Below are 26,646 nucleotides of genomic sequence, written 5' to 3'. Positions count from 1 at the left end.
ATATCTCCAACAGCACTACACCTTCATTTTCCAGTGTTTTATTCCTATCGAAGACGTGCTTAACTGGAGGTCAGCACATTATTTATTCAAAGACTGGCTCCAGTCCTGTGTAATATGGCCTTCGAGGAATTTCTCACAGTCCAAAGCGGCTTGGCAGCCAGAGCCTGCTGCTGTAATTGCCTGACGGTACTTCGTATCATGCACGTCGCCAGCGGCAAATACACCTGGAACGCTCGTTTCCGTTGAACCTGGCTTCACGATGACATAACCTTGCTCATCCAAGTCGATGTGACCCTTCAGGAAATCCGTATTTGGCTTATGACCGATGGCTACGAACAAGCCGTCCGTCTCCAAAACTTCTTCTTCGCCTGTTTCGTTATTCTTCACCTTCAAGCCCGTTACACCCATACCTGTGGAAATGACCTCGATTGGAGTACGGTTCAATCCCCATTTGATCTTCTCGTTGTTCTTCGCGCGATCTTGCATAATCTTCGAAGCGCGAAGCTCATCACGACGGTGAACCAATGTAAGCTCGGATGCGAAGCGAGTTAAGAAGTTCGCTTCCTCCATTGCGGAGTCTCCGCCCCCGACAACGATAATTTTCTTCCCTCGGAAGAAGAATCCGTCGCAAGTCGCACATGCGCTAACCCCTTTGCCCAAGTTTTCTTGTTCACCTGGGATGTTCAGGTATTTTGCGGATGCGCCAGTTGCGACAATCAACGTTTCCGTAACAATTTCGCCTACGCCTTCCACTTGAAGCTTGAAGGGACGGCTAGATACATCAACGCTGTTTACCCAACCTGTCTTGAACTCTGTGCCGAAGCGCTCAGCCTGCTTGCGCATATTGTCCATCAATTCAGGGCCCTGAATGCCTTCAGGAAATCCAGGGAAGTTCTCAACTTCTGTAGTTGTCGTTAACTGCCCGCCTGGTTGAGGGCCCTCGATCACAAGCGGATTCATGTTGGCACGCGCCAAGTAAATAGCTGCTGTATATCCTGCTGGTCCTGTACCGATAACAACTGATTTATATACTTTGTTCTCCATGGGGTTGGCCTCCCTTATGATCAAGTTTTGACTTTATCTTCATGTAAAGGATTGCTTGATTTTAGCTTCTACCTGACATGTGTCTTCCATTCGTTTCACATGCTTGGCAACCGTAGCTGCTGATACGCCATATTGCTCTGCTGCAACCTGATAGGATATCTCTCGACGCAGCATTTTCGCAATGATGAATTCAATTGCCGCTGCCCAGCTTGCCGCCTTGCCAATACGAGGTACTTCATCGGGATATAGACGCGTAATAAACTCCACCCAGAGCGTCTCTGCATCATGCATATGGAACAGATCATAACGCTCCCTCATGGACTCGCGCAATATATCAAGCACCTGCTGCCACTGCGCTTCCCACACCGGCAGACGATTCGCAATATGATTGTGGTGAACTTGGATGTGCTCACCCTTCCACTCTACTTCAATGGGCCCTTCCACTCCGTGCATACGGAGAACATAGACTGCCACCTGCTTCAAATAGGCATCCTGTTCAGGATCCAACAGCATAGAGCACAGCGCATCATTTGCCTCATCGTCACCAAGCATACTCATTGCCTGCAGCGCTTGAAGCTTCACATCTGGTTCGCCAAACCGCAGCGCCCAAAACAAGGAAGCACGTACTAGCGGATCTTTCTTCAACTGCTGCTCCCAATTCCCACCACTCTTTGATCTTCCAGAGCGCCCGCTATCCTGGGATGCAGCCTTAGCAGCAGCCCTACGGCTTGCCTCCTCATAAGGCAAACGATAATGGTAGGTTGGCATAGGATCAATGTCGCCTTGATCACGCTGCTGCAATCGCTCCATATAGTAAGTTGCGATGCCTGATTCAGGATCGAGTCTGCGGCATACTGCCCACCAGCGCGACGCTTCCTCATATCGACCTAAACGGCAAGCCGCTACGGCCGCATAATGATAAATGCTTGCTTCTCGCAGCATATTGCCCGCTACTAAACGCCGCAAATGCCGATAGGCAAGTTCATGTTCATCCAGCATCCCCATCGTGGTCGCAATCTTGAACAGATGCTCCCGATAGAAGGGCTGAACCTTGCTAATCATCGCAATCAGCTGTTGGACTACAGCTTCATTGCCTGCGTGGCGTTCGAATATCGCGAGGTTACACAGAGCGTGCAAATTCCCCTGATCTCTCTCAAGCACGGCATCAAGCGCCTTCCGAGCTTCATCGAACTGCCCCATATAATAATAAACTAACGCTAGGTTGTTCCGTGCTGCCAAATAATCTGGATCTGACTCTACAACCTGCTTCAACAATTTCTCTGCCTCGACGAATCGACCCGCCTCCAGAAGCAAGCGTGCTTCTGCATGGTTATCCTCTGCCTGCTCGGAGACTCCCATCTCTTCGTCGCTCAGCGCTGACGGCAGCTTCGCTGCTGACGATTCTGCCCTCACATTCTGCCCACCTCGGTGCTGTGATGAGGATTGCTTATTGGCCTCGAAACGGATCATTTCGAGCATTTCTTCCGCTTCCTCCGCATACATCCCCGTAAGATCTCGGGACAAATACGTTTCCAGCATCGCCTCCGACTGTTCGAACTGTTCCATATATGCAAAGTTATTCGCCATATAGTAGTAGCATTCGTTCATGTTCGGATCGAGTTTATGCAAGATGTGGTGCAATGTATCGTTTGACTCTTCGAACTGGCCCGCTTCTGCAAGAGTTCCTGCTAAGTTGCAATGCAAAATAGGGTTGTCCGGTTCGAATTCCACCGCCTTACGAAAATATGTCAACGCCTTGTCGTAGTGCAGCCGTTCCAACGATTGTACTGCACGTTCAGAGAACGCAGCAGCGTCCATTGGGAACATAACCACCTTATTCTGTTCTGCCATCGCCAAGGCCCCTCCTGACACTATATACTGTACACATACCCATCAGTATACCATAATGAAGCTCATTTCCCGCATCCCTTTCGCGAAGACTTTAAAAGGAGTCGTTTTGATCCCTTCATTCCGTCGCAATAGCAGGTCTAAGCCGCCATATGCCCCACAACCTCGCAAAGGCTGAAGGGACAAGAAGGAGCACATCTGAATGACATCAGCAATCAGATGTTTATTTTTATTTAATAATTATTCTTATCTTATTATAACTCAAATCTTTGTTTCCGGCAATCAATAAACCCTTATAATGGATAGTAACCGAATTGATTCGATCACAAACAAAAAGCAGACACTGCACTGCGCGCTCTTCACAGAACACACATCACAACGCCCGCCATTCCAAATCCAGCCTGTTATTCACGATTTTACTTTCCCCTGCTCATTATACGTATCTCGTCTTGGCCCACTGTGCCGTATTTCTAATTCGGATAATACATCTGCTAGCGCGATATCGCGCTCCCGGAGCAGCACAAGCACATGGAACAGCAGGTCACCAATTTCACCGACCATTTCCGTCTTGTCCCCACTCTTCGCTGCGATGACAACCTCCGTTGCTTCCTCGCCAATCTTCTTCAATATTTTATCGAGGCCTTTCTCGAATAAATAAGTGGTGTATGATCCTTCTGGCCGTTCAAGCTGCCTTTGTGCGAGAAGGTTCTCCAGTGCTGATAATACTGAAACGCCTGCAGGCGCTATTTTATCTGCTTCTGGTACCGCAGTTATCTTCTGAGCATTATCGAAGCAAGTTCGGCTTCCGGTATGGCAAGCCGGCCCTTTGGATCTCACCTGAACAAGAAGCGTGTCCTGATCGCAATCCACAGACATGGATACAATTTGCTGCGTATTGCCTGATGTTGCTCCCTTATGCCACAGTTCCTGACGGGAACGACTCCAAAATATGGTTTCCCCCATCTTGCACGACAAAAGCAAGGATTCCCGATTCATATACGCTACCATTAGAACATCCTTCGTTTCTGAGTCCTGCACGACAGTCGGAACAAGTCCACAATCATTCCAACGAATCAGATTTGCCAAGCGTTCACCAGCTGCCATTACCTGTTGAGTCATCGTACATGTACCCCCTCTGCCTGAAGCGATGCCTTCACCCCCGAAATCGACACCTCTTTATAGTGGAAAATTGACGCCGCAAGCGCTGCATCTGCATGCCCTTCAGTAAATGCCTCTACAAAATCACCCGCGCTGCCTGCACCGCCTGAAGCGATAACGGGAATGCCGACCGCATCAGATACCGCACGCGTCAAGGCAATATCGAAGCCATCCTTCGTTCCATCCGCGTCCATACTCGTTAACAGCAGCTCTCCTGCTCCTAGCCGCTCTACCTCTTGAGCCCAAGCGACTGTACGCAAGCCAGTCGGTGTACGGCCACCATCGATATACACTTCCCACTCGCCCCAAGCTCTATTGTACTTAGCATCAATGGCAACAACGATACATTGCGATCCGAATCGCCGAGCTCCATCTGCTATCAAACTCGGCTTTTTGACTGCCGCTGTATTTATGCCAATCTTATCCGCACCTGCACGAAGCATGCGCATCATATCCTCGACAGAGGAAATGCCGCCACCTACTGTGAAGGGGATGGAGATCTCTCCTGCGGTCTGACGTACTACCTCCACCATCGTCGCCCTGCCCTCGACAGTTGCGGAAATGTCCAAGAACACCAGCTCATCCGCACCTTCCCGATCATACAGAGCAGCCAGTTCTACCGGATCTCCAGCATCACGCAATTGAACAAAATTTACTCCTTTTACAACACGGCCATCCTTTACATCCAGACAAGGAATTACACGCTTCGCCAACATCGCAGTCGCCCCCGTCCGTATTAGCTTCGCTCGGCTGCTCCCAGCCGTACCGCCTCAGTTAAATCAATACCGCCTGTATAAAGTGCCTTGCCAATAATCGCCCCTGCTACACCATCTGCCGCATACGCTGATAGTGCACGGATATCATCCATGCCGCTCACACCGCCTGAAGCAATTACCTGCTGTCCTGATGCCTTCGCCAGCTGTACAATTGCCTCGACATTCGGGCCCTTCATCATGCCGTCTCGTGAGATGTCCGTAAAAATGAACGTCTTCGCTCCTACCGCAGCCAATTCAGCAGCCAGTATATCCGCTTTCACTTCCGACGTCTCCAACCACCCGCGTGTGGCAACAAATCCATTGCGAGCATCAATACCGATCGCTATGCGTTCTCCATACTTTCCAAGTGCCGCTTCGACGAAATCGCGATCCTCTATCGCCGCTGTACCCAGTATGACCCTCGGTACACCCGTATCAAGCAACAGTTCAATATCCTCAAGCGTACGCAAGCCGCCTCCAACCTGAATCGGAACCGATACTGTCCGTGCAATTTCGCCAACCAACTGTGCATTCATCGGCCGTCCTTCCTTCGCTCCGTCCAAATCCACCACATGAATCCAAGATGCTCCATTCGCTTCCCAACGCTTTGCTACCTCTACTGGCTGCTCATCATAGACTGTTTCCTGTCCATAGTCCCCTTGTACAAGTCGGACACACTTTCCCCCGCGAATATCAATTGCTGGATATATCGTGAACGCCGCCATCTGTCTCGCCTTCCTTTCCCATCGTTCTTCATTGCTGCCTTGTCACTTATGTTGCAGATTTCCTGTCCACCCCAGTCAGTGCTAAAAATCTCCCCAATAGACACTGTCCTAACGCACCGCTTTTTTCCGGATGAAACTGCATACCATACAAGGAGCCTCGACCTACAATAGCCGTTACCTCTACGCCCCCATAACTGCACGTAGCAAGCACATCTGTACGCTCCTCCGCAACGACGCGATAAGAGTGCACGAAATATACGTGACCTTCTTCTATCCCCTCAGCAAATGGATGCAAATATGCTGCCTGCTTCCAGCGCAGCTCATTCCAGCCCATATGCGGAACCTTATAGGAGCCGCCCTCGAAGCGTACTGCACGGCCTGGCAGCATGTCCAATCCCTCATGATAGCCATGTTCATCGCTTCCTTCGAACAGCAGCTGCATCCCTAGGCAGATACCGAGCATCGGCTTGCCACTCTCCACGATCTCGTGCAGAGTGGGGATTAATCCACTAGCCCGCAGCGCCAGCATGGCGTCTCCGTATGCGCCTACACCCGGCAAAATGACACCCGCTGCTGTAAGCAAATCCTCACGGGAATTTGTCAGGATGAACTCATATCCCAATCGCTCTACAGCCTTGCTGACACTATGCAAATTCCCCATCCCATAATCGACTATGGCGATCATGAGCTACAGCACTCCTTTTGTAGAAGGGATGCCTTGTACACGTGGATCAATCGACGTTGCTTCATCGAGCGCCCGTCCAAGCGCCTTGAATACCGCCTCGATCATGTGATGCGTATTCTGACCATAATGAACGATGACATGGAGGGTGATTCTTGCCTCCAGCGCTAGCTTCCACAAAAACTCTTGTACAAGTTCTGTAGAGAATGTGCCCACTTGTACGGAAGGATAAGAGGCTCTATATTCAAAATGCGGACGGTTGCTCACATCTATCACCACTTGAGCCAATGCTTCATCCATCGGGATAAACACAGAGGCATAACGCCGAATTCCGGACTTATCACCCAACGCCTCTCTCAAGGCATGGCCAAGACAAATGCCAATATCCTCTACCGTGTGATGATCATCGATTTCAATATCGCCCTTGGCATTAACCTTCAAGTCGAAATGACCGTGCTTTGCAAACAAATCGAGCATATGAGTTAGGAAAGGAACGCCAGTATCCAGCTCGCTTTTTCCGGTTCCATCAATAGAAAATGACAATTGAATGTTAGTCTCGTTCGTCTTGCGGTCAATATCCGCTTGACGTGCACAATTGATCGCTTCCTGTACCATCAGAATTTCCACCCTTCTACTGAGGATTCTCGCTCCATTTTTATATCGAGGAATATTTCCGTTCAATGTGAGATTGCTGATTTACAGCATCATTTCACACCGCCAAAGATGTCTTCTCTCCACTTCCCCACTATCTCTAAACCGTACTTTATATCTCTTTATATCTCTATATCTCCATAAATACTATTACTCTATGATTCGTTGTGTAACTCTTTCTTGTCATAAGATTGTTCACGCAATCGAACCTCAATTGCACGAGCATGCCCTTCTAGTCCTTCATGACGGGCCAGCTCTATAATGGCCGCCCCGTTGGTCAACAGCGCTTCCTTGCTGTAGCGAATTAAGCTTGATTTCTTCATAAACATATCTACATCGACCGGTGAAGAGAAACGTGCTGTTCCATTAGTCGGAATAATATGGTTCGGCCCTGCAAAGTAGTCCCCAACAGGCTCGGAGCTGTATGCGCCAAGGAAGATCGCTCCTGCATTTTCAATGAGACCGAGCCACTCCATCGGCTCCTCTGTCATAATCTCCACATGCTCAGGAGCCATCCGATTTACGAGCTTGACACCCTCTTGCAAATCCTGTACCACCAGAATTGCCCCATACTGTTCAATGGAAGCTCGGGCAATTGGATATCGCGGGAGCTCCTGTAATTGGCGATCTACTTCAAAGGACACAGCTTGGGCCAACTCCATAGAATCTGTCACGAGCACTGCCGATGCCATCTCATCATGCTCGGCTTGGGATAATAAATCAGCTGCCACATAGACGGGATTGGCCCACTTATCCGCTAACACGACAATCTCAGATGGGCCAGCAATACTATCGATATCAACAGTTCCATAAACTTCCCGCTTCGCGAGAGCCACATAGATATTCCCAGGACCGCATATTTTATCGACCGGAGCAATTGTCTCCGTCCCGTACGCCAATGCAGCTATCGCCTGTGCACCGCCCACGCGGTAAATTTCCTTTACTCCAGCTTCAGCTGCGGCTACGAGAATATAAGGGTTAATCCCTTCCACTCCACCTGTAGCTGGGGGGGTAACCATCACAATCTCCTCTACACCCGCAACTTGGGCAGGAATAACGTTCATGAGAACAGAGGAGGGATAGGCTGCCTTACCGCCTGGCACATAGACGCCCACACGTTTCAGTGGACGCATAATCTGGCCTAACAGCGTTCCATCTGGTTCACACTCCATCCAAGATGTTCGCTTCTGTCTCTTATGGAATCGTCTGATATTGCTTGCAGCTTGACGAATTGCTGCTAAGAATGATTGCTCCACTTGCTCGTACGCCTGTGAAATATCTGCCTCGGTTACACGAAGCTGCTCTTGGATCAGCTCTACCTTGTCATGCTCGCTTGTATATTTGAGAAGTCCGGTATCCCCTTCATATCGCACATCGCTTACAATACGCTTCACGCTGTTCAATTGATCCGGAGTTCCATAATCGACCTTCCGATCCAGATTCCAATCTGCTGCCTGAATGATCCGCATCTCGTTCTCCCCCTCCTAAATCCCGCGCTGCTATAAGCATCATTCGACTTTCGCTTTCATATTGTGTGCTTGTTTATCCTAACGAAAATGCTGCTGACGCTGGCTTCTCCAATGTCTGGGGCACAATACCCTGTAACCGGTCGCACAGCCCTTGAATTGCCTCGCTCTTCATTCGGTAGCTAACTCGATTGGCTATCAATCGGCTAGTAATGCCGAACATCTCTTCCAGCTCAATCAGACCATTCTCTTTCAGTGTCTTACCCGTTTCCACCATATCTACAATTCGATCCGCCAGGCCGATTAAGGGAGCCAATTCGATTGAGCCATTGAGCTTAATCACTTCCACCTGCTGGCCTTGCTCTCGAAAATATTGAGAAGCTACATTTGGATACTTCGTTGCTACCCGCAAATGGCTGACCGGCTTCCATGAAGGCAATCCGATAACCGACATCCGGCAGCGCGCAATTCCGAGATCCAGAAGCTCATATACATCCTTGTTCTCTTCCATCAATACATCTTTACCGACAATGCCGATATCAGCAGTGCCATACTCCACATAGGTCGGCACATCAACAGGCTTCGCCATGATGAACTGCATCCCCGCTTCCAGTACATCAATAATCAGCTTGCGCGAGTCATCTTCATCTTCTGGCACATAGAGTCCGGCTTGCCGAAACAGGGCGGATGCCTGCTTATAAATACGTCCTTTCGGCATTGCAACCTTTAGCCACTCCTGCATAAGTCGTTCCTCCTTCGTCATCAAGCCCGATTCGTAAAGGCAAGCATCTCGATTCCGCGATTGCCGCAAGCATTGGAATGAACTTCTGCCTTACCAACTCCATCACGTTGATCCTCACATACAGTGCCAATAAGTTGTGTCACTACGTTTTTGCCTTCCTTTCGCAAACGCGCAGCTTCTTGAAATGCTTCTTGACGGTGAAGCTCATCATAGCGAATGGTCATTACCTGCTCCCCTTCATCAGCTGCACCACAACTGCCAGAAAGTGCATCTACGATACGCGTCGTCTGCAGTGCGAACCCCGTCGCAGGAGCAGGTCGACCGAACTGCTGCAACAAATTGTCATAACGGCCCCCGCTCATGACAGGAAAACCCGTATCTGCCGCATAACCCTCAAATATCGTACCCGTGTAATAAGAGAAATCACCCAGCATCGTTAAATCCAATACGATATGCTCTTCCACGCCGTACGCCATCAGCACACTCCATACCTGCTCCAAATGCCGGATCGACTGCTGTATAGCTGACACATCAGCTATACCTCGAGCTGTCTCCAGCACCTCACGCCCCCCACGCAAATGCAATACTTTCTCCAGGTAATTTCTGTACTCCTGTTCAATAGACAGGCTATTCACAAGCTCTCGATAACCAACTACATCACGCTGCACCAGGCGAAGCTTCAACTGTGTCTGCACAACTTCCTGATTGGGAAGTGCGCATTCAAGCAACCCTTGCAAAAAGCCATGATGCCCAAGCGCAACCTTAAAACGTTCAATACCCGCCGCCTCCAGACAAGCAATTGACAGTGCAATCACCTCAGCATCGGCATCGGGTGAGCCGTCTCCTATCATCTCCGCTCCTGTCTGATAGAACTCCGCTTCGCGTCCAGCCTCCTCCTCCATAGAGCGAAAAACGTTGGCATGATAAGACAAACGGATTGGGAACGGTTCCTTGCCCAGCAAGGAACCAACCACTCTCGCAATGGGCGCTGTCATATCAGAACGCAGCACCATCGTTGTACCGCGCTGATTTAACAGCTTGAACAGCTTGTGGTCAGAGGTAGAGCTCGCTGCACCTACCGTATCGTAATACTCCATGGTCGGCGTTATGATTTGCGCATATCCCCAACTGTCCATCGTGCGGAGTGCCTTGCCTTCCACTACACGCAGCCGTCGCACGGCTTCCGGTAAATAATCACGCATACCCGATGGCTTTTCAAACATTCTCGGCTTTGTCATTGGATCACCTCGGAAAAAAACTTTAGTGAGTTAATATATTAACAAGTTACCTTATTAGCAAGTTGAAGAAATTTAATGGTAATATTATCACGTATTGTTTGCTCCGTCAATCCATTTTCAACCTCTCCTTAATCTACTTTGTTTGACTTGTTGACCCCTTCATTGTCAGCTTTTGCATAAGCAGAGAAGGACGCCCGTTCCTTGCATACTGCAAGAATACAGGGCGTCCTCCGTCTGATGACAATGTATGAATTTTTACCTTATACTATTGTTAAGATGCATTGCTGTGTCTAGCCACATCAATTGTTGCGACTGGCTTTTTGCGGTTCATCAAATAGCGCGGCGAAGCACCTAGTCCAAATGAAGCGCCCGGTATATATCGGATTGCCCCATATACGAATATCCACGACATCCCGAGCGCGAACAGATATCCGCCTCCAATGAATAAAGGATACAGCAGCGGACTCCCCTTATACCAAGGGAACTTCCGATATACGGCGAGAAATACAGGATGAATCAAATACATTCCGAATGACAAATCACCTAACTGAGACAAAAGCTTCCGCCCCAGATTCGGAAGACGCCGCTCCAAATAGAACGCAAGCTGCATAAGTACAATCGCTGAAAGCATCGTGTGTCCATTCCAAAGCAGTTCGTAGATCAGAGAATGCATCTCTTTGCCTGTTGAACGCGTCCAATACCAGATCTGCACATGCAGCAGTGCAAATGCGAGCCATGACAACCAGATAGCAGCCGTCATCAGCTTATAACGCACCGAGCAAGCTCGTCCAATAGAATCAGTATATTGTGAAAATGTATCCCTAAGTAAGCACCTAAAAATAAAAGCTTATGTATGACAGCGAAATACTCCCTTTCGCTGGAATTTGCACACCGTATTTGTTCCATACGACAAACCCCCATTGCAAGCAAGTCCAAGCGGAATAGCCCAAGCCACGATTCGCCGTGAACGGAACAGCAAGAGCAGCAATGGAAACAACAAATAAAATTGAATGCTGATGTACACGAAATATAGATGCGTATAAGTTGTCCCTGTTAACAGCTTGTTTACGAATAAAGGAGCCGCTTCGCTCTACGATTAGTGCGAGTACAGTGTTACCTGTACAAAAGCAAAATAAAAAAGAGAACAAATTACATACGGAATACATACATAGAAAAATCGATTTTTATAAAACTTTCCCAACACACTGACCTGCAGCTTATCGCCTCCGTAGTTATAAAAAAGAACAAAGCTGCTTAACAAAATAAACGTAGGCGTTCCATACTTAAAGAAAATGTTAAAGAAGGTATATCCGTAAAATACGCTCGATTTCTTCATAATTGCTGCGGTTTCTGATGTAGCGTGCACACTAATGACACCAAGTATGGCAAGTGCCCGCACGATAGAAAGAGTAGAAATACGATCTTTTCGTGGCTCTATTGCATCCCTCCCCACTACGTCAGGTCTTTGCCGATGCATTCATTTAACAAAGACAGACCCACGTACGTATTGTTTTCTAACTTGGAGGCTGTAAAGTTATCTGCTTTTGTTGGCTTTTTGTTTCGTTGTGCCTCCACCTTTTTTCGGCAGTGCCCCGATGAACATCCAACTATCTTGAAATATAGCGATGGGTGAAATTCTAAGAGTAGGTTTGTCTCCTTATTAAGTTAAGTCCATATACCATGACAAGTCTAATAGGCTTCAACTTTGACGGGCAGTCTAAAAACTCCAGAATAAAATAACAAGTGGTAAAGGGAAAAAGGGGAGAAGAATGAGCTGTAATCGTTTGGGGTAGAACTCCTTTAAGGAATATTCAATGAGGATAACCCTTGTCATCATAAGTATAGAACATGTCGAAGCCTTTCAGGCAGCAAGAAGGCCTACAGCAAAATTTGCTGAACATATAGAAAAAAATTATAGACGAAAATAGGTCATTCGTATACTCTGCCTTAATCGTCTATGATGTTGCATGAATGCACACTATGTCCAACATCGCGATAGCTCTATAAGATAGATTAGGGTGAAGAATTCTTTACTTATTGCACATATTATTTTTATCTCCCCATTACCGAGAGCCTAATGATGTCGAATTATAGAGGCAACTCGGCAATACAAATTATTAATTTCGACAACTTGTGAGGTTATTTCCCGGGAAACAACCTCACAACCTGTTGAACATCGTCAATCTTATATTTAATACCGAACACCTGATGAAGCTGAGCGAGCTGAAGATACCAAATGTCCTTTTTTCTCACCGGCCTCAGCTCAGAGTATACCGGCTCCTGATTCCATCGTACCGTATAAGAAGTCTTGGCACGTCCAAGCTGAGCATCCTTGCCCTTATTCCCCATTCGCTCTAACAGATCAGATGTTCTAATCTTTTGATTGCCTGCATTAATACGGAATCCATTCGTAGTCGTGCGTTGATTGATGCCCGGCTTCACAGTGAAAGTAACATAGATGCCCAATTGCTTGCATACATCAAGAACATCCTTGTTAAAAGCTCCATACGGGAAAGCAACCACACTATACGTGTTGCCAAGCATTTGCTTCAATCGCATTTCTGCCCGCTGAAGATCCTGTTTGGCCCGAGCTGTAAATTCCTCACGCGTCTCCTTGCGATGGAGCTTTTTCAAATACTGAGGCTTGGACAACATCGGCCTCAAAGTCCCCTTCTCGTTAACCACCGTGTATGCATGGGAATTGTAGGTATGGCTGTAGAAGCTCATACCATTACGCTTCATCTCTCGCATTTGTTCCCAAGTCAGCTTTGGTCTTCCTACACTTTTTCGATTATCAATCGTTGACACAATTACAAAATTCGTCGCTGGAATATGATACTTCTGCATAATCGGGTACACTTCCGTATAGAACGATTCATAGCCGTCATCGAATGTCATCAAGACAGCATTCGGCGGAATCTGCGCCCCATAAAGCATAAAGTTTATATACTGATCCATGGATATAAAATTGTAATTGTTATGAAGCAGAGCCTGAATCTGCTCCTCTAATTGATTCGGTGAAATGAAGGTGACATGATCTGGATTCTTCTGAATATTGTGATACATTAGTGTTATCACTTCACCACGATAATGGAGCGGTCTGTATTCCCAATGTGATTTCAGATTATCCGTTGAAGACATCTCCAATTGTTTGTCTGTCGTACGCACTTGAATGCCAAAGGCTTTCTCTAGGGCGTCGGCTGGGACATACCACTCATTCCCCATCAACAATGCTTGCTCTTCAAAACCATTATACCCATCCCATACAATACGGTGTGATTGCGCCTGTACTCCATCCGTATTCAAGAACAGCGTGCAGCATAGAAGAGCTATGAGCAATATGACACCTACAGTGCGTTTCTTTCGCATGTTGTACTTCCCTCTTCTTCCAGTAACATTACACCTATTTTAAACTAACCTACTTCTCAATTGTTGACATTATTGTTTCCATGTACAAATTGTTTGTAAATACCAAAAAAAGTGGCAGGTGGGGAGCCCCTTTCCTACCACTTCTCGGCTGATTCTTCTATTGTGAGGACAGTTCTGTCATGAGAGCTGCATCCCGAATGACCCGCATAGGATTGCCGCCTACCATTTGACCAGGCAATACGTCTTTGTACACGACCGTTCCCGCAGCGACAACTGCGTGATCCCCAATTGTGACACCAGGTAAGATCGTACTATTGGCCCCGATCATGACATGGCTGCCGATACGCACAGTTCCGAGTCGATATTCATGTGTCAAATATTCATGCGCCAAGATCGTGGAATTATAGCCGATTATCGTATTATCCCCGATCTCAATTCGTTCAGGAAAGAAGACATCCACCATCGCCATCAGACCGAAGGCTGTGCACTCTCCAACCTTCATACGCAGAAGCCTACGATAGATCCACAGCTTCAGTCGCAGGGATGGGCTATACCGTGCAATTTGAATGCAGATGAAGTTCCACATTCCTTTCCAAGGACTGACCGTACGGTAGATCTGCCACAGACTATTCGGTCCTTCGACAGGATGCCGCTCCACATCTCTCACTTTTATTTCCGCTCCAATCCGACCAATGCGTACAAATCACGCATGTCATGAATAATATGGCGTGGCTCATATTGACGAAGTACAGCTTCTCCTTTCAGTGACCAAGCTACGCCGCATGATACAACACCAGCAGCATTCGCAGCTTGTATATCTGCAGGACTATCGCCGACCATAATCGTCTGTACTGGATCTGCCTTCAGTGCTTCAACAGCACGAAGCACAGGTTCAGGGTGCGGCTTCGGATGAGTCACATCCTGAACGGTAACAATCGTGCTCAAATAGTCGATTAGACCGAACATGCGCAGGGCCCGCTCTGTTGTAGCCCGCATTTTCGTCGTCACGACACCGAGCTGAATCCCTGATGCATGCAGCTCAGCCATCACTTCCTTCACATAAGGAAATTCACGTACAAGCTCGTCATGACGCGTAACGTTGTATTCTCGGTAAGCTGCCACCAGTTCATCAACCTGATCCTGTCCTGTAAAAATTCGAATTTGCTCTTCTAGCGTAAGCCCCATACTTGGGATAATATGTTCACGTGTGAACGGCGACGGCGTCTTATCTCGCAGTACGTGGAGAAAAGTCTCGATGATAAGCTCATTCGTATCGATAATTGTGCCATCCAAATCAAATAGTACCGTTCGTATCATTTATACTACTCCTTCTTGCTATCATGATCTAGTTGTTTGTTATCTGTCCCTTTATCCGCTACTTCCAATTCAGAAGAGTCCGGTGAGCCCTGCATGCTCTCCGCTGCTTCTTCCACAGATACTTCTTCGTTCTTTACATTTTCGACTGCCATGGTCTTCTGAACAGGTGCCTCCACTTGGGGCAAACTCCCGGTAGCATCTGTACCTGCCTCTACACGAATCGCGGAAGTCATCGGCGAATTATAAGGAACTCGCGCAGCACCTGTCATACGACGAGCGATAATAAGAATAACGCCCGCTACAATTAAGAAGATGGCAAGCAACTGCGAGATGCGTACATTGCCATATGCAGGATCTAAATAGCCTGGCTCGAATACAACTGTCATTGGAGACCACAGTCCATCAATCAATGATACTACCCAGTCTGATCCTTGGTACGCCAAGCTATCCGTACGCAGTCCCTCAATAAAGAACCGCCCAATCGAATACCAGATTAGATAACTGATGAATACTTCACCGCTGCGCACATTGCGTAGACGGCGGAAGCCGAATAGCAGCAGCACTCCTGTGAAGCTCCACAGCGATTCATATAAGAAGGTTGGGTGGTGGAATATACCTTGAACGTTCATTTGATTCACAATGAAATCAGGAAGATGCAAGGTGTTGCGCAAAAACGCTTCCTCAATCGGCCCGCCATATGCTTCTTGGTTCACATAGTTGCCCCAGCGTCCGATAGCCTGTCCAATTAGAAGCCCGGGTGCACAGATATCCGCAATCCGCCAAAACGAATAGCCCTTCTTGCGGACATAAATCATCGCACAGATAACTGCACCAATTAGGGCACCATAGATGGCAATGCCCCCATTCCATATTTTAAAGACATCTACCCAATTGTCTTTATATTCATCCCACTTAAACGCCACATAATATGCACGCGCCCCTATCAAAGCAGAAGGCACACCGAACAATAGCAAATCCATAAAGAAGTCCTGGGATATGCCGAATCTCTTTCCTTCCCGCATTGCGAGCAGCAGACCAACCAATGCAGCGGTACCTAATATAATCCCGTACCAATGCACCTTCAGCGGCCCTAGCTGAATCGCTATCGGATCTAGCAGCATTGTTGCCATGCTTTACACTCCTTCATGTATATAGGTTACGCTTATGATCAATCAAAATCATCCATATCCTCGGCAATCGTTTCTGTCAGCTTGTTCGTAAACTGCAATGCCGCATTGTAACCCATACGCTTGAGACGATAGTTCATGGCTGCCACTTCAATAATAACGGCCAAGTTCCGGCCTGGACGAACCGGTACCGTAACGAGTGGAACATCCGTGTCAATAATTCTGGTTGTCTCCTCATCAATGCCTAAACGATCATATTGCTTATCTTGTTGCCAATTCTCCAATGAAATGACCACGCTGATTCGCTTATTGTTACGAATGGCACCTGCCCCGAACAATGTCATAACGTTAATGATACCGATGCCGCGAATTTCAAGCAGATGGCGAATAAGCTCTGGTGCCGAACCGTGCAGTACATTGTCAGAAGTTTGACGGATTTCTACTGCGTCATCCGCTACTAGACGATGTCCGCGCTTAACCAGTTCTAATGCAGTCTCACTCTTACCAATCCCGCTGCCGCCAGTAATAAGCATTCCGACACCATATACATCGACCAATACGCCATGAATGGTTGCCGTTGGTGCCAGCTTCTTCTCCAGGAAGCTCGTAATGCGGCTAGACAGAATCGTTGTTGCGATGCGTGAGCGCAGCAAGGGCACTCCCTGCTCTTGGCATACGTCGATAATCTCCTGCGGAACATCGAGTCCTCTTGTTACGATAATGCAGGGCATCTCTTCCGAACAGAACAATTGCATCCGTTCACGCTTCGTTTCTGGGGAGAGCATCTCGAAGAAAGCAAGCTCCGTCTTGCCGAGCAGCTGTACACGTTCCTTCGGGTGATATTCAAAATATCCGGCCATCTCAAGCCCCGGTCGATGCAAATCATCAACAGTAATTGTCCGCTTCAAGCCTGTATCGCCAGCCAAAACCTCCAGGTGGAACTGCTCCACCATTTCGGAGACCTTTACCTTTTTGGCCATCGTCGTTCACTCCTTCGTCTCCGGCATTGCTCACAATCGCTTACGTCCTGTTATGATGCTAATAATGCCGTATCTCTTTGTATTCATCGTATAGGAAAAGCTCGCTTTTTTCAACGTACCTCACCTCGTAAACACAACAACGGAATAATCAAAGAGAATATTTCTATATTTAGTTGAGGGGAAGCAGGAAAATCCCCTAATTTTCACGAATATTTCAAATTACTTACGGAAAAGGAGGTGGATGATATTTATCCGGATTCCTCACCCTTCGTTACTGCGAATCATAAAACCCGTTAAATGTAGGAATCCGATCCTCACCTATAATGACTTCCCTGTCAGACCCATCTGTCCATCCCTTATCTTTGAACGAAGGAGGCATTCTCATGAATCGAAGTCCGTTACGATTGGTAATGAATCCGCTTCCAAGATCGTTTGCAGCCCTTGCTCTTGTATTCGTCCTCTTGCTGTCGATCTTTCCTTCCACAGTACTCGGAGCAGCTGCTCCATGGTCGCCGAGCACCGCATACAAGTCCGGAGATCTCGTCTCCTACAGTGGGAAGACATATGCTTGCCTCCAAGCTCATACCTCTCTTACTGGTTGGGAGCCGCCAAATGTACCTGCGTTATGGAAGCTGTCAGCTGATGATCCCGGCGACACCACACCTCCTACAGCTCCAACTAACCTGCGCGCAGATTTGATTGGCACTGCCGAGATCGCATTAATATGGAATGCAGCTACGGATAACATCGGCGTTGTATCCTATGAAGTATACAATGGTTCACAGCTTGCAGGATCAACGAATTCCACTTCATTCACTGTCAAAGCTCTAACTCCTAACACTTCTTATTCATTCACCGTCACCGCTCTGGATGCAGCAGGCAACCGATCCACACCAAGCAGCAGCCTTGTCGTTCGTACGAACGCCGCGCCTGTCGATACTGATCCGCCTACAGCTCCTACCGGATTGCAACTACTGTCAGCTACCCCAACCAGCTTAACGATAGCGTGGAATTCATCCACAGACAATATCGGCGTTGCGGGATACGATATCCTGCTTAATGGTTCTGACGCTGCTTTCACAACCAACACGACTTACACCTTGACGGGACTGAATGCCGCAACTTCCTATACCATTTTCGTTCGTGCATTCGACACTGCTGGCAATCGCTCTGCGGATAGCAATGTCCTTACGGCCGACACACCTCAAGTTCCGATTGGCTCCAGTTCGAAGCAATTAATCGGATACTGGCACAACTTCGACAACGGATCATCCAATATTCGATTAAAGGATATATCCTCACGCTACGATATTATTCAAGTGGCATTCGCTGAGCCTATCAGCGATAGGGCAACAATGGCCTTCACGCCATACAACGCAACGAAAGAACAATTCAAGGCTGATATCGCCCTGCTCCAATCGCAAGGGAAGAAGGTACTCATCTCCATCGGCGGAGCAAACGGCACCGTCGAGCTTACCTCTGTAACAGCTAGAGATAATTTCGTCCGCTCCATGAACGATCTTATTCAGGAATACGGCTTCAACGGGATGGATATCGATCTGGAAGGAAGCTCATTGGCCTTAACCGGTGCCGACACTGATTTTAAAAACCCAACAACACCGAAAATCGTCAATCTGATTAGCGCAATTCATTCCATCCTGTCAAACAAACCTACAGACTTCATGCTGACAATGGCACCAGAAACCGCGTATGTACAAGGAGGCATGGTCGCATATGGCGGGCCATGGGGAGCCTATCTGCCAGTAATTTATGCGTTCAAGGATCGCTTGAATATTCTGCATGTTCAACATTACAATACGGGCTCTATCACCGCATTAGATGGACGATCCTATAGTCAAGGCACGGCCGACTTCCAAGTTGCCATGGCCGAAATGCTGCTGCAGGGCTTCCCGGTCAATGGCAACGCTGCAAACCGCTTCCCTGCACTGCGCGAAGATCAAGTCGCGATTGGCTTGCCGGCTGCTCCAGCTGCAGCAAGCGGAGGCTATACCTCTCCAGCAAATATTGATAAGGCATTACAATATCTCGTTAAAGGCACTTCTTATGGAGGATCCTATCAGCTAATCAAGTCATCCGGTTACCGCGGCTTCCGTGGAGTCATGACATGGTCTATCAACTGGGATCAAGCAAGTGGCAACAGCTTCTCGCAACCTGTCCGTACCTCACTGAATGGATTGCAGCAATAAGGGAAATTCCGAATCTGTATCAGTAAAATAGATTTCACTCAACTGTCCAAAAGTATAACCGATTGAACTTGGAAAAGTTCGATGCGGCCATTTTCTCTCTTATAACATTCTTGTTAAGGCTACACATCTATCAAATTAAAACTGTATCGGGATATATATGGTATATGAAGTTCATAACTGCCTTTCAAAAAGTCATTAAAAGGTTGAAATAAAGACTCCGTGGGAAATGGAAGAGATAAAAAGGCTGGCCCCAAGGGACCAGCCTTTTTATTTTATATTGAATTAGTTCTCGAACAAGTTCAACTCGGAATCTTTGTCGAAAATATGGATTTTGTTCATGTCGATAGCAAGCTTCACGTTTTGGCCTTCTTTCGCGTTAGAACGTCCGTCTACGCGAGCGATAACCGTTTCCTTGCCTACACCTGTCAAGTACAAGAACATTTCATGACCCATGTTCTCTGTAACTTCGATAGCCGCAGTGAAGATGCTGTTAGGGGAAGCTTCCAAGAATACAGGCTCTTCATGGATATCTTCGGAACGCACGCCGAGAATAACCTCTTTGCCCACATATCCTTTTTCTTTCAAGATTTGTGCACGACCTGCAGGAACTGCTACATCCAAGCCAGTTGCCTTGAAGCGGAAGTTGCCGCCTTCTTCGGATAATAAACCTGTAATGAAGTTCATTGTTGGGGAACCGATGAAACCTGCAACGAACATATTAACCGGATGATTGTACAATACGTCTGGGGAAGCTGCTTGTTGAATGATACCATCTTTCATAACAACGATACGGTCACCCATTGTCATTGCTTCGATTTGGTCATGCGTTACGTAAATAACAGTGGTTTGCAAACGCTTAGCAAGCTTGGAAATTTCCGCGCGCATTTGACCACGCAATTTTGCATCCAAGTTAGAAAGTGGTTCGTCCATCAAGAATACTTGTGGTTCACGAACGATCGCACGACCCAAGGCAACACGTTGACGCTGACCACCGGACAAAGCCTTAGGCTTGCGGTCAAGCAAATGCTCGATGTCCAAGATGCGAGCTGCTTCACGAACACGCTTGTCGATATCTTCTTTTTTGAACTTACGTAATTTCAAACCGAACGCCATATTTTGATACACGTTCATGTGTGGATACAAAGCGTAAGATTGGAAAACCATCGCGATATCGCGATCTTTAGGAGCAACGTCATTCACAAGGCGATCGCCAATGAACAATTTACCTTCAGAGATTTCTTCAAGACCTGCGATCATACGCAGTGTTGTCGACTTACCGCAACCAGATGGGCCTACCAATACGAGGAACTCTTTGTCTTGAATGTCCAGGTTAACATCCTTAACTGTTGGATTTTCTGCACCCGGATACTTCTTGAAAATATGTTCTAAACGTACGCCTGCCATGTGCGTTTCCCCCTTATAGTTAGATAAAATGTAATCGGTTACTTTCGATACATTTATCTTACCGGAACCCTGTACAAATAACTATACACAATCTGCACAAAAATGAATGTCCTATTTTGTTACTTTGTACAATAGCAATATGAGTTTTACCAACACAGCATCCGTAAACTGACGAACATCCAACCCCGTCTCATGCTTAATTTTATCTAATCGGTATAATAGCGTATTGCGATGAATATAGAGACGTTTTGCCGTTTCGCTAACACTACAATCATGCTGAAAGAACGTATCTAAAGTTGACAAAGTCTCCGGATCATTAAAGCTGTCGGCCTTTGTTACGACCCGCTGAAGGAACTGCTTGCGCACCCCATCCGGTATACTGTTAACAAGCCGTTCTAAATGCAGCTCCCAAGGAAGATGGATGTTGTCAGTGACATGAAAGGTACGTCCCAAATACATCGTCTCTCTGAGCTGGCTTACAACCGATGGCATTCCCTTCACTGGAGCAAATGGATAACCAATTGATAACTGACTATCCCCTACCCATTCACTCGCTAGTAGCTCATACAGCCCTAGACAGAATGAAGTTAGCTGTTCCTCCATCGTTTCCTTGGATTCCACATCTTCGTCTGCTTCACTGACTTGAATCAGCTGCTCTGGGCATAAAATAAGCCATTCCTTGTCCGATAAAGGTAGCAAAATTAAGTCCCCACCAAAGTAGGATTTAAGCAGCTTATATAAATGCTTGTATCCCGGATTCTCCCGATGAGCATGCTCTGCCACCAACAGAAAGGGTACACTCTGCGTAAACATTTTTGTTTTCCATGAGAAGGAATCCGGAATTTCCGCGGTCGTATCGCCATCCTTCATATGCTCAATAATCCATTGACTTATAAGATAGGCCTGCTGCTCATCCGTTACATGTGCACTATTCATTGCAGGTTTCGACTGATGCTGCATCCATAGAACAAGCCCAAGCCATTGGAGATCTTGCGCTGATAATGTGCTGCCATCCAGCTTCATAACCTCTGTTGTCGTTTTGCCAGGCTTCCATAATAGAAACCATTGACCATCTCGCTTTACCATCGCAAGGGGGGATGACGGTAAATTATCCTTCTCTTCCACCGCTGTTGATACCCACTCTTCCCACTGTGCCGTTGGAATGTGTAACGACTCTAAGCGCATACCCGTTAGTCGCTCGATCTGCAGTTGCAATGCTTGCTTATCCATCATCGCTCTCAACCCATTTCGTCCAGCATAAATTACTTCCATTGTACCATATCAAGATGCAAAAAAACCGATTAGGCTGCCCCAACCGGTATCTATGTAGCGACTATGCTTTATGTGCTATTAGGCAGACTGTTTCTCTTGCCTTATGCGAATCAAATGATCTGCGATTGAAACGGTAACTATGCTGCAACCATAAATAATACCAGCCGTCCATGGCTTACCGATTGCGTCAAACCATTTAGCAATACCAAACCCGATAAAAACTGTCGCTACAAACACGACCGCTCGTATTAACCATTTCATCATGCTATATTCACCTTCATGTAAAATATACGTGAACATACAAAAAAACCTCAGCTTTCGCTGAGATCGATTGAAAAAACTGGTGAGCCATGAAGGACTCGAACCTTCGACACCCTGATTAAAAGTCAGGTGCTCTACCAACTGAGCTAATGGCTCGCAAATGGTGGAGGATGATGGATTCGAACCACCGAACCCGGACGGGAACAGATTTACAGTCTGCTGCGTTTGGCCACTTCGCTAATCCTCCATTTTGCAATGGTGGCTCGGGACGGAATCGAACCGCCGACACAAGGATTTTCAGTCCTTTGCTCTACCAACTGAGCTACCGAGCCATATTCAATTAAAAAAAGTGGGGGTTGACCTCCACTTTTACTTGAGATAAAAATGGCGGAGCTGACGGGATTCGAACCCGCGGTCTCCTGCGTGACAGGCAGGCATGTTAGGCCTCTACACCACAGCTCCAGGATGGTTAAAATGGTGCCGGCGAAAGGAGTCGAACCCTCGACCTACTGATTACAAGTCAGCCGCTCTACCAACTGAGCTACACCGGCATATTATGGTGGACGCTGACGGGATCGAACCGCCGACCCTCTGCTTGTAAGGCAGATGCTCTCCCAGCTGAGCTAAGCGTCCATGTTTTTGTAAGAAAGGTAATATGGTAGCGGCGGAGGGAGTCGAACCCACGACCTCACGGGTATGAACCGTACGCTCTAGCCAGCTGAGCTACACCGCCATATTATTAATTATTGTATCACCAGAGTATAACTGGCGGAGAGAGAGGGATTCGAACCCTCGCGGCTGTTACACCCTAACGCTTTAGCAAAGCGTCCCCTTCGGCCTCTTGGGTATCTCTCCAATTCGTTAAGGTGCGTAATACGCTTGTCCACCGTATTATACGCGATTCATGATACAATTACAAGGCTTGAACCTTGAAAACTGAATGCGAAAGTTCGTGTTTTGAATCAAATAGGATAAGCCCTCGACCGATTAGTATTGGTCAGCTCCACACATTGCTGTGCTTCCACCTCCAACCTATCTACCTCGTCGTCTTCAAGGGGTCTTACTAATTGGGAAATCTCATCTTGAGGGGGGCTTCACGCTTAGATGCTTTCAGCGCTTATCCCTTCCGCACATAGCTACCCAGCTATGCTCCTGGCGGAACAACTGGTACACCAGCGGTGCGTCCATCCCGGTCCTCTCGTACTAAGGACAGCTCCTCTCAAATTTCCTACGCCCGCGACAGATAGGGACCGAACTGTCTCACGACGTTCTGAACCCAGCTCGCGTACCGCTTTAATGGGCGAACAGCCCAACCCTTGGGACCTACTTCAGCCCCAGGATGCGATGAGCCGACATCGAGGTGCCAAACCTCCCCGTCGATGTGGACTCTTGGGGGAGATAAGCCTGTTATCCCCAGGGTAGCTTTTATCCGTTGAGCGATGGCCCTTCCATGCGGAACCACCGGATCACTAAGCCCGACTTTCGTCCCTGCTCGACTTGTAGGTCTCGCAGTCAAGCTCCCTTATGCCTTTGCACTCTTCGAATGATTTCCAACCATTCTGAGGGAACCTTGGGGCGCCTCCGTTACTCTTTAGGAGGCGACCGCCCCAGTCAAACTACCCACCTGACACTGTCCCCGAACCGGATTACGGTCCTAGGTTAGAACTCCGATACGAACAGGGTGGTATCCCAACGGCGCCTCCACCTAAGCTGGCGCTCAGGCTTCTCAGGCTCCCACCTATCCTGTACAGTCCGTACCAAAGTCCAATATCAAGCTGTAGTAAAGCTCCATGGGGTCTTTCCGTCTTGTCGCGGGTAACCTGCATCTTCACAGGTATTAAAATTTCACCGGATCTCTCGTTGAGACAGCGCCCAAGTCGTTACGCCATTCGTGCGGGTCAGAATTTACCTGACAAGGAATTTCGCTACCTTAGGACCGTTATAGTTACGGCCGCCGTTTACTGGGGCTTCGGTTCATAGCTTCGCCTTGCGGCTAACCACTCCCCTTAACCTTCCAGCACCGGGCAGGCGTCAGCCCGTATACTTCGCCTTGCGGCTTCGCACAGACCTGTGTTTTTGCTAAACAGTCGCTTGGGCCTTTTCACTGCGGCCCCCTCGGGCTATTCACCCTACCGAGGCACCCCTTCTCCCGAAGTTACGGGGTCATTTTGCCGAGTTCCTTAACGAGAGTTCTTCCGCGCGCCTTAGAATTCTCTTCTCACCTACCTGTGTCGGTTTGCGGTACGGGCACCTTCACCTGGCTAGAGGCTTTTCTTGGCAGCATGAAATCAAGACCTTCGGTACTGTAATTTTCCCTCCCCATCACAGCCTAGCCTTAACGATGTGCGGATTTGCCTACACATCAGCCTCACTGCTTGGACGAGCATCCATCAGCTCGCGTCCCTATCCTTCTGCGTCCCCCCATTGCTCATAACGGTTACGGTGGTACAGGAATTTCAACCTGTTGTCCTTCGACTACGCCTTTCGGCCTCGCCTTAGGTCCCGACTTACCCTGAGTGGACGAGCCTTCCTCAGGAACCCTTAGGTTTTCGGCGGACATGATTCTCACATGTCTTTTCGTTACTCATACCGGCATTCTCACTTGTGTACAGTCCAGCAGTCCTCTCGGTCTACCTTCAACCCGGTACACAACGCTCCCCTACCACTGATACATACGTATCAATCCATAGCTTCGGCAGTATGTTTAGCCCCGTTACATTTTCGGCGCAGAGTCACTCGACCAGTGAGCTATTACGCACTCTTTAAATGATGGCTGCTTCTAAGCCAACATCCTGGTTGTCTGGGCAACTCCACATCCTTTCCCACTTAACATACATTTAGGGGCCTTAGCTGATGGTCTGGGCTGTTTCCCTCTTGACAATGGACCTTAGCACCCACTGTCTGACTCCCGGATATAAGTCGATGGCATTCGGAGTTTGACTGAACTTGGTAACCCTTGGCGGGCCCCGCATCCAATCAGTGCTCTACCTCCATGACTCTTTACTCCGAGGCTAGCCCTAAAGCTATTTCGGGGAGAACCAGCTATCTCCGAGTTCGATTGGAATTTCTCCGCTACCCCCACCTCATCCCCGCACTTTTCAACGTGCGTGGGTTCGGGCCTCCAGTGCGTGTTACCGCACCTTCACCCTGGACAGGGGTAGATCACACGGTTTCGGGTCTACGCCTACGTACTTATTCGCCCTATTCAGACTCGCTTTCGCTTCGGCTCCAGCTCTTCACCTTAACCTTGCACGCAAACGTAACTCGCCGGTTCATTCTACAAAAGGCACGCCATCACCCATGAATAGGGCTCTGACTTCTTGTAAGCACACGGTTTCAGGTTCTATTTCACTCCCCTTCCGGGGTGCTTTTCACCTTTCCCTCACGGTACTGCTTCACTATCGGTCACCAGGGAGTATTTAGCCTTAGCAGATGGTCCTGCCAGATTCCCACGGGGTTTCACGTGTCCCGCGGTACTCGGGATCCGTCTCGGAGGGCATTTACTTTCGATTACAGGGCTTTTACCTTCTATGGCGGGCCTTTCCAGACCTCTTCGTCTAATAAACACCTTTCTGACTCCATGTGAGACGTCCCACAACCCCAAGGAGCAAGCTCCTTGGTTTAGGCTCTTCCGCGTTCGCTCGCCGCTACTGACGGAATCACTATTGTTTTCTCTTCCTGAGGGTACTTAGATGTTTCAGTTCCCCTCGTATGCCTCAACATACCCTATGTATTCAGGTATGCGTGGCTGCCTATTACGACAGCCGGGTTTCCCCATTCGGACATCCCCGGATCAATGCTTGCTTACAGCTCCCCGAGGCATTTCGTTGTTCGCCACGTCCTTCATCGGCTCCTGGTGCCTAGGCATCCTCCGTGTGCTCTTACTAGCTTAACCTAGTATGCTCATAGCTGAGCGTATATCAACTAAAAGGATGATTCTAAGACACTTAACTTTCGCGATTCAGTTTTCAAGGTACAATGTTGTAAAACTATTTGGTGGAGCCAAGCGGGATCGAACCGCTGACCTCCTGCTTGCAAGGCAGGCGCTCTCCCAGCTGAGCTATGGCCCCATATTGGGATATAAAGTTTATATGGTGGGCCCTAGTGGACTCGAACCACCGACCTCACCCTTATCAGGGGTGCGCTCTAACCAGCTGAGCTAAGGGCCCTCATCACAGTCAACAAGAACTGTATATGAGCAATATATGCTCTGCTTGGCGACGTCCTACTCTCCCGGGATCCTGCGATCCAAGTACCATCGACGCTGGAGGGCTTAACGGTCGTGTTCGGGATGGGTACGTGTGGAACCCCTCCGCCATCGCCACCAAACAGATTGAAAGAGTTGATCTTTCAAAACTGACAACGAGCAATCGTTTGGTTTGGAAGCTTTGCTTCCTTGT

General features: G+C 48.1%; 21 protein-coding genes, 10 tRNA genes and 2 rRNA genes. 1 reads left to right on the top strand and 32 read right to left on the bottom strand.

From position 1 onward, the window contains the following. Positions 1–78: 78 nt before the first annotated feature. The 17 genes from trxB to hprK all read right to left on the bottom strand — a co-directional run bounded on the left by trxB (position 79) and on the right by hprK (position 17,102). Complete coding sequence (gene trxB / locus PAV_RS10250) at positions 79–1,044, bottom strand: thioredoxin-disulfide reductase (RefSeq protein ID WP_005545771.1); 966 nt, start codon at positions 1,042–1,044, stop codon at positions 79–81. A 39-nt stretch (positions 1,045–1,083) separates the two neighbouring features. After that, entirely contained in the window at positions 1,084–2,895 is a 1,812-nt protein-coding gene (locus tag PAV_RS10245) for a tetratricopeptide repeat protein (RefSeq protein WP_005545769.1), read from the bottom strand. 405 nt (positions 2,896–3,300) lie between these two features. After that, the gene (gene hisIE, locus PAV_RS10240) at positions 3,301–4,011 is read right to left on the bottom strand and encodes a bifunctional phosphoribosyl-AMP cyclohydrolase/phosphoribosyl-ATP diphosphatase HisIE (RefSeq protein WP_005545767.1); all 711 of its coding nucleotides are present in this window, start codon (positions 4,009–4,011) and stop codon (positions 3,301–3,303) included. After that, positions 4,008–4,766, bottom strand: a complete 759-nt coding sequence (gene hisF, locus PAV_RS10235; protein WP_005545765.1) for an imidazole glycerol phosphate synthase subunit HisF — start codon at positions 4,764–4,766, stop codon at positions 4,008–4,010. The genes hisIE and hisF overlap by 4 nt, the downstream gene beginning before the upstream one ends. Positions 4,767–4,786: 20 nt before the next feature. Continuing rightward, the gene (gene hisA / locus PAV_RS10230; protein WP_005545763.1) at positions 4,787–5,530 is read right to left on the bottom strand and encodes a 1-(5-phosphoribosyl)-5-[(5-phosphoribosylamino)methylideneamino]imidazole-4-carboxamide isomerase; all 744 of its coding nucleotides are present in this window, start codon (positions 5,528–5,530) and stop codon (positions 4,787–4,789) included. A 46-nt stretch (positions 5,531–5,576) separates the two neighbouring features. Continuing rightward, positions 5,577–6,215: an imidazole glycerol phosphate synthase subunit HisH gene (hisH, locus tag PAV_RS10225; RefSeq protein ID WP_005545761.1), complete on the bottom strand. Its 639-nt coding sequence runs from the start codon at positions 6,213–6,215 to the stop codon at positions 5,577–5,579. Positions 6,216–6,218: 3 nt separating this feature from the next. After that, complete coding sequence (gene hisB / locus PAV_RS10220; protein WP_005545759.1) at positions 6,219–6,827, bottom strand: imidazoleglycerol-phosphate dehydratase HisB; 609 nt, start codon at positions 6,825–6,827, stop codon at positions 6,219–6,221. 191 nt (positions 6,828–7,018) lie between these two features. Then, positions 7,019–8,332 carry a histidinol dehydrogenase gene (gene hisD, locus PAV_RS10215; RefSeq protein ID WP_005545758.1) on the bottom strand — a complete coding sequence of 438 codons (1,314 nt, stop codon included), beginning with the start codon at positions 8,330–8,332 and terminating at the stop codon, positions 7,019–7,021. Between the two features lie 73 nt (positions 8,333–8,405). Next, a complete protein-coding gene (gene hisG / locus PAV_RS10210) occupies positions 8,406–9,071 on the bottom strand; it encodes an ATP phosphoribosyltransferase (protein WP_005545756.1) in 666 nt (221 codons plus the stop codon). A 20-nt stretch (positions 9,072–9,091) separates the two neighbouring features. After that, on the bottom strand, positions 9,092–10,309 hold the full coding sequence (locus tag PAV_RS10205; protein ID WP_005545754.1) for an ATP phosphoribosyltransferase regulatory subunit: 1,218 nt from the start codon (positions 10,307–10,309) through the stop codon (positions 9,092–9,094). 271 nt (positions 10,310–10,580) lie between these two features. Then, complete coding sequence (locus tag PAV_RS32265; protein WP_005545752.1) at positions 10,581–11,084, bottom strand: acyltransferase family protein; 504 nt, start codon at positions 11,082–11,084, stop codon at positions 10,581–10,583. Positions 11,085–11,405: 321 nt separating this feature from the next. Beyond that, positions 11,406–11,786, bottom strand: coding sequence for an acyltransferase family protein (locus tag PAV_RS37545; RefSeq protein ID WP_005545750.1), 381 nt, complete (start codon positions 11,784–11,786; stop codon positions 11,406–11,408). Between the two features lie 662 nt (positions 11,787–12,448). Next, positions 12,449–13,678: a polysaccharide deacetylase family protein gene (locus PAV_RS10195; protein WP_005545748.1), complete on the bottom strand. Its 1,230-nt coding sequence runs from the start codon at positions 13,676–13,678 to the stop codon at positions 12,449–12,451. 157 nt (positions 13,679–13,835) lie between these two features. Then, positions 13,836–14,345, bottom strand: coding sequence for an acyltransferase (locus tag PAV_RS10190; RefSeq protein WP_005545746.1), 510 nt, complete (start codon positions 14,343–14,345; stop codon positions 13,836–13,838). Between the two features lie 2 nt (positions 14,346–14,347). Continuing rightward, a complete protein-coding gene (gene ppaX / locus PAV_RS10185; protein WP_005545744.1) occupies positions 14,348–14,995 on the bottom strand; it encodes a pyrophosphatase PpaX in 648 nt (215 codons plus the stop codon). Positions 14,996–15,000: 5 nt separating this feature from the next. Next, positions 15,001–16,125, bottom strand: coding sequence for a prolipoprotein diacylglyceryl transferase (lgt, locus tag PAV_RS10180; protein WP_005545743.1), 1,125 nt, complete (start codon positions 16,123–16,125; stop codon positions 15,001–15,003). Positions 16,126–16,163: 38 nt separating this feature from the next. Next, entirely contained in the window at positions 16,164–17,102 is a 939-nt protein-coding gene (gene hprK / locus PAV_RS10175; protein WP_005545741.1) for an HPr(Ser) kinase/phosphatase, read from the bottom strand. A 383-nt stretch (positions 17,103–17,485) separates the two neighbouring features. Between hprK and PAV_RS10170 the strand changes: the two genes are divergently transcribed. Then, positions 17,486–19,309: a fibronectin type III domain-containing protein gene (locus PAV_RS10170; RefSeq protein WP_005545739.1), complete on the top strand. Its 1,824-nt coding sequence runs from the start codon at positions 17,486–17,488 to the stop codon at positions 19,307–19,309. Between the two features lie 282 nt (positions 19,310–19,591). On the opposite strand, the gene PAV_RS10165 is transcribed toward PAV_RS10170, so the two are convergent. From PAV_RS10165 to rrf, 15 genes are all read right to left on the bottom strand, one after another. Further along, positions 19,592–20,713, bottom strand: a complete 1,122-nt coding sequence (locus tag PAV_RS10165; protein WP_005545735.1) for an ABC transporter ATP-binding protein — start codon at positions 20,711–20,713, stop codon at positions 19,592–19,594. A gap of 111 nt (positions 20,714–20,824) precedes the next feature. After that, complete coding sequence (locus PAV_RS10160; RefSeq protein WP_238555792.1) at positions 20,825–21,985, bottom strand: PucR family transcriptional regulator; 1,161 nt, start codon at positions 21,983–21,985, stop codon at positions 20,825–20,827. Between the two features lie 78 nt (positions 21,986–22,063). Next, entirely contained in the window at positions 22,064–22,249 is a 186-nt protein-coding gene (locus PAV_RS10155) for a hypothetical protein (RefSeq protein WP_157266717.1), read from the bottom strand. A 77-nt stretch (positions 22,250–22,326) separates the two neighbouring features. Next, a tRNA-Lys gene (locus tag PAV_RS10150) sits at positions 22,327–22,402 on the bottom strand. A 5-nt stretch (positions 22,403–22,407) separates the two neighbouring features. After that, positions 22,408–22,493: transfer RNA gene (locus PAV_RS10145), tRNA-Tyr, on the bottom strand. 9 nt (positions 22,494–22,502) lie between these two features. Next, a tRNA-Phe gene (locus tag PAV_RS10140) sits at positions 22,503–22,578 on the bottom strand. 53 nt (positions 22,579–22,631) lie between these two features. Beyond that, positions 22,632–22,708, bottom strand: a tRNA-Asp gene (locus PAV_RS10135). Between the two features lie 13 nt (positions 22,709–22,721). After that, positions 22,722–22,797 (bottom strand) — tRNA-Thr (locus PAV_RS10130). A gap of 6 nt (positions 22,798–22,803) precedes the next feature. After that, positions 22,804–22,879 (bottom strand) — tRNA-Val (locus PAV_RS10125). A 23-nt stretch (positions 22,880–22,902) separates the two neighbouring features. After that, positions 22,903–22,979: transfer RNA gene (locus tag PAV_RS10120), tRNA-Met, on the bottom strand. Between the two features lie 33 nt (positions 22,980–23,012). Then, positions 23,013–23,101: transfer RNA gene (locus PAV_RS10115), tRNA-Ser, on the bottom strand. 112 nt (positions 23,102–23,213) lie between these two features. Continuing rightward, positions 23,214–26,141, bottom strand: a 23S ribosomal RNA gene (locus PAV_RS10110). A gap of 99 nt (positions 26,142–26,240) precedes the next feature. Further along, positions 26,241–26,316, bottom strand: a tRNA-Ala gene (locus tag PAV_RS10105). Positions 26,317–26,338: 22 nt separating this feature from the next. Next, positions 26,339–26,415: transfer RNA gene (locus tag PAV_RS10100), tRNA-Ile, on the bottom strand. Between the two features lie 43 nt (positions 26,416–26,458). Beyond that, positions 26,459–26,575 (bottom strand): 5S ribosomal RNA (gene rrf / locus PAV_RS10095). Positions 26,576–26,646: the final 71 nt, after the last annotated feature.

The sequence above is a fragment of the Paenibacillus alvei DSM 29 genome, from assembly GCF_000293805.1.
Lineage (GTDB): Bacteria > Bacillota > Bacilli > Paenibacillales > Paenibacillaceae > Paenibacillus_B > Paenibacillus_B alvei.
The sequence above is the reverse complement of the archived record's forward strand: the minus strand, read 5'-3'. Positions and strand labels throughout refer to the sequence as shown.

Coding starts and splice junctions, on each gene's coding strand:
- PAV_RS37545 (WP_005545750.1), bottom strand. CDS start 11,786: ATGCATCGGCAAAGACCTGACGTAGTGGGGAGGGATGCAATAGAGCCA.
- ppaX (WP_005545744.1), bottom strand. CDS start 14,995: ATGATACGAACGGTACTATTTGATTTGGATGGCACAATTATCGATACG.
- trxB (WP_005545771.1), bottom strand. CDS start 1,044: ATGGAGAACAAAGTATATAAATCAGTTGTTATCGGTACAGGACCAGCA.
- hisH (WP_005545761.1), bottom strand. CDS start 6,215: ATGATCGCCATAGTCGATTATGGGATGGGGAATTTGCATAGTGTCAGC.
- PAV_RS10245 (WP_005545769.1), bottom strand. CDS start 2,895: ATGGCAGAACAGAATAAGGTGGTTATGTTCCCAATGGACGCTGCTGCG.
- lgt (WP_005545743.1), bottom strand. CDS start 16,125: ATGGCAACAATGCTGCTAGATCCGATAGCGATTCAGCTAGGGCCGCTG.
- hisB (WP_005545759.1), bottom strand. CDS start 6,827: ATGGTACAGGAAGCGATCAATTGTGCACGTCAAGCGGATATTGACCGC.
- hisA (WP_005545763.1), bottom strand. CDS start 5,530: ATGGCGGCGTTCACGATATATCCAGCAATTGATATTCGCGGGGGAAAG.
- hprK (WP_005545741.1), bottom strand. CDS start 17,102: ATGGCCAAAAAGGTAAAGGTCTCCGAAATGGTGGAGCAGTTCCACCTG.
- PAV_RS10195 (WP_005545748.1), bottom strand. CDS start 13,678: ATGCGAAAGAAACGCACTGTAGGTGTCATATTGCTCATAGCTCTTCTA.
- PAV_RS10165 (WP_005545735.1), bottom strand. CDS start 20,713: ATGGCAGGCGTACGTTTAGAACATATTTTCAAGAAGTATCCGGGTGCA.
- hisG (WP_005545756.1), bottom strand. CDS start 9,071: ATGCAGGAGTGGCTAAAGGTTGCAATGCCGAAAGGACGTATTTATAAG.
- PAV_RS10155 (WP_157266717.1), bottom strand. CDS start 22,249: ATGATGAAATGGTTAATACGAGCGGTCGTGTTTGTAGCGACAGTTTTT.
- hisIE (WP_005545767.1), bottom strand. CDS start 4,011: ATGACTCAACAGGTAATGGCAGCTGGTGAACGCTTGGCAAATCTGATT.
- hisD (WP_005545758.1), bottom strand. CDS start 8,332: ATGCGGATCATTCAGGCAGCAGATTGGAATCTGGATCGGAAGGTCGAT.
- PAV_RS10205 (WP_005545754.1), bottom strand. CDS start 10,309: ATGACAAAGCCGAGAATGTTTGAAAAGCCATCGGGTATGCGTGATTAT.
- PAV_RS10160 (WP_238555792.1), bottom strand. CDS start 21,985: ATGGAAGTAATTTATGCTGGACGAAATGGGTTGAGAGCGATGATGGAT.
- PAV_RS10170 (WP_005545739.1), top strand. CDS start 17,486: ATGAATCGAAGTCCGTTACGATTGGTAATGAATCCGCTTCCAAGATCG.
- hisF (WP_005545765.1), bottom strand. CDS start 4,766: ATGTTGGCGAAGCGTGTAATTCCTTGTCTGGATGTAAAGGATGGCCGT.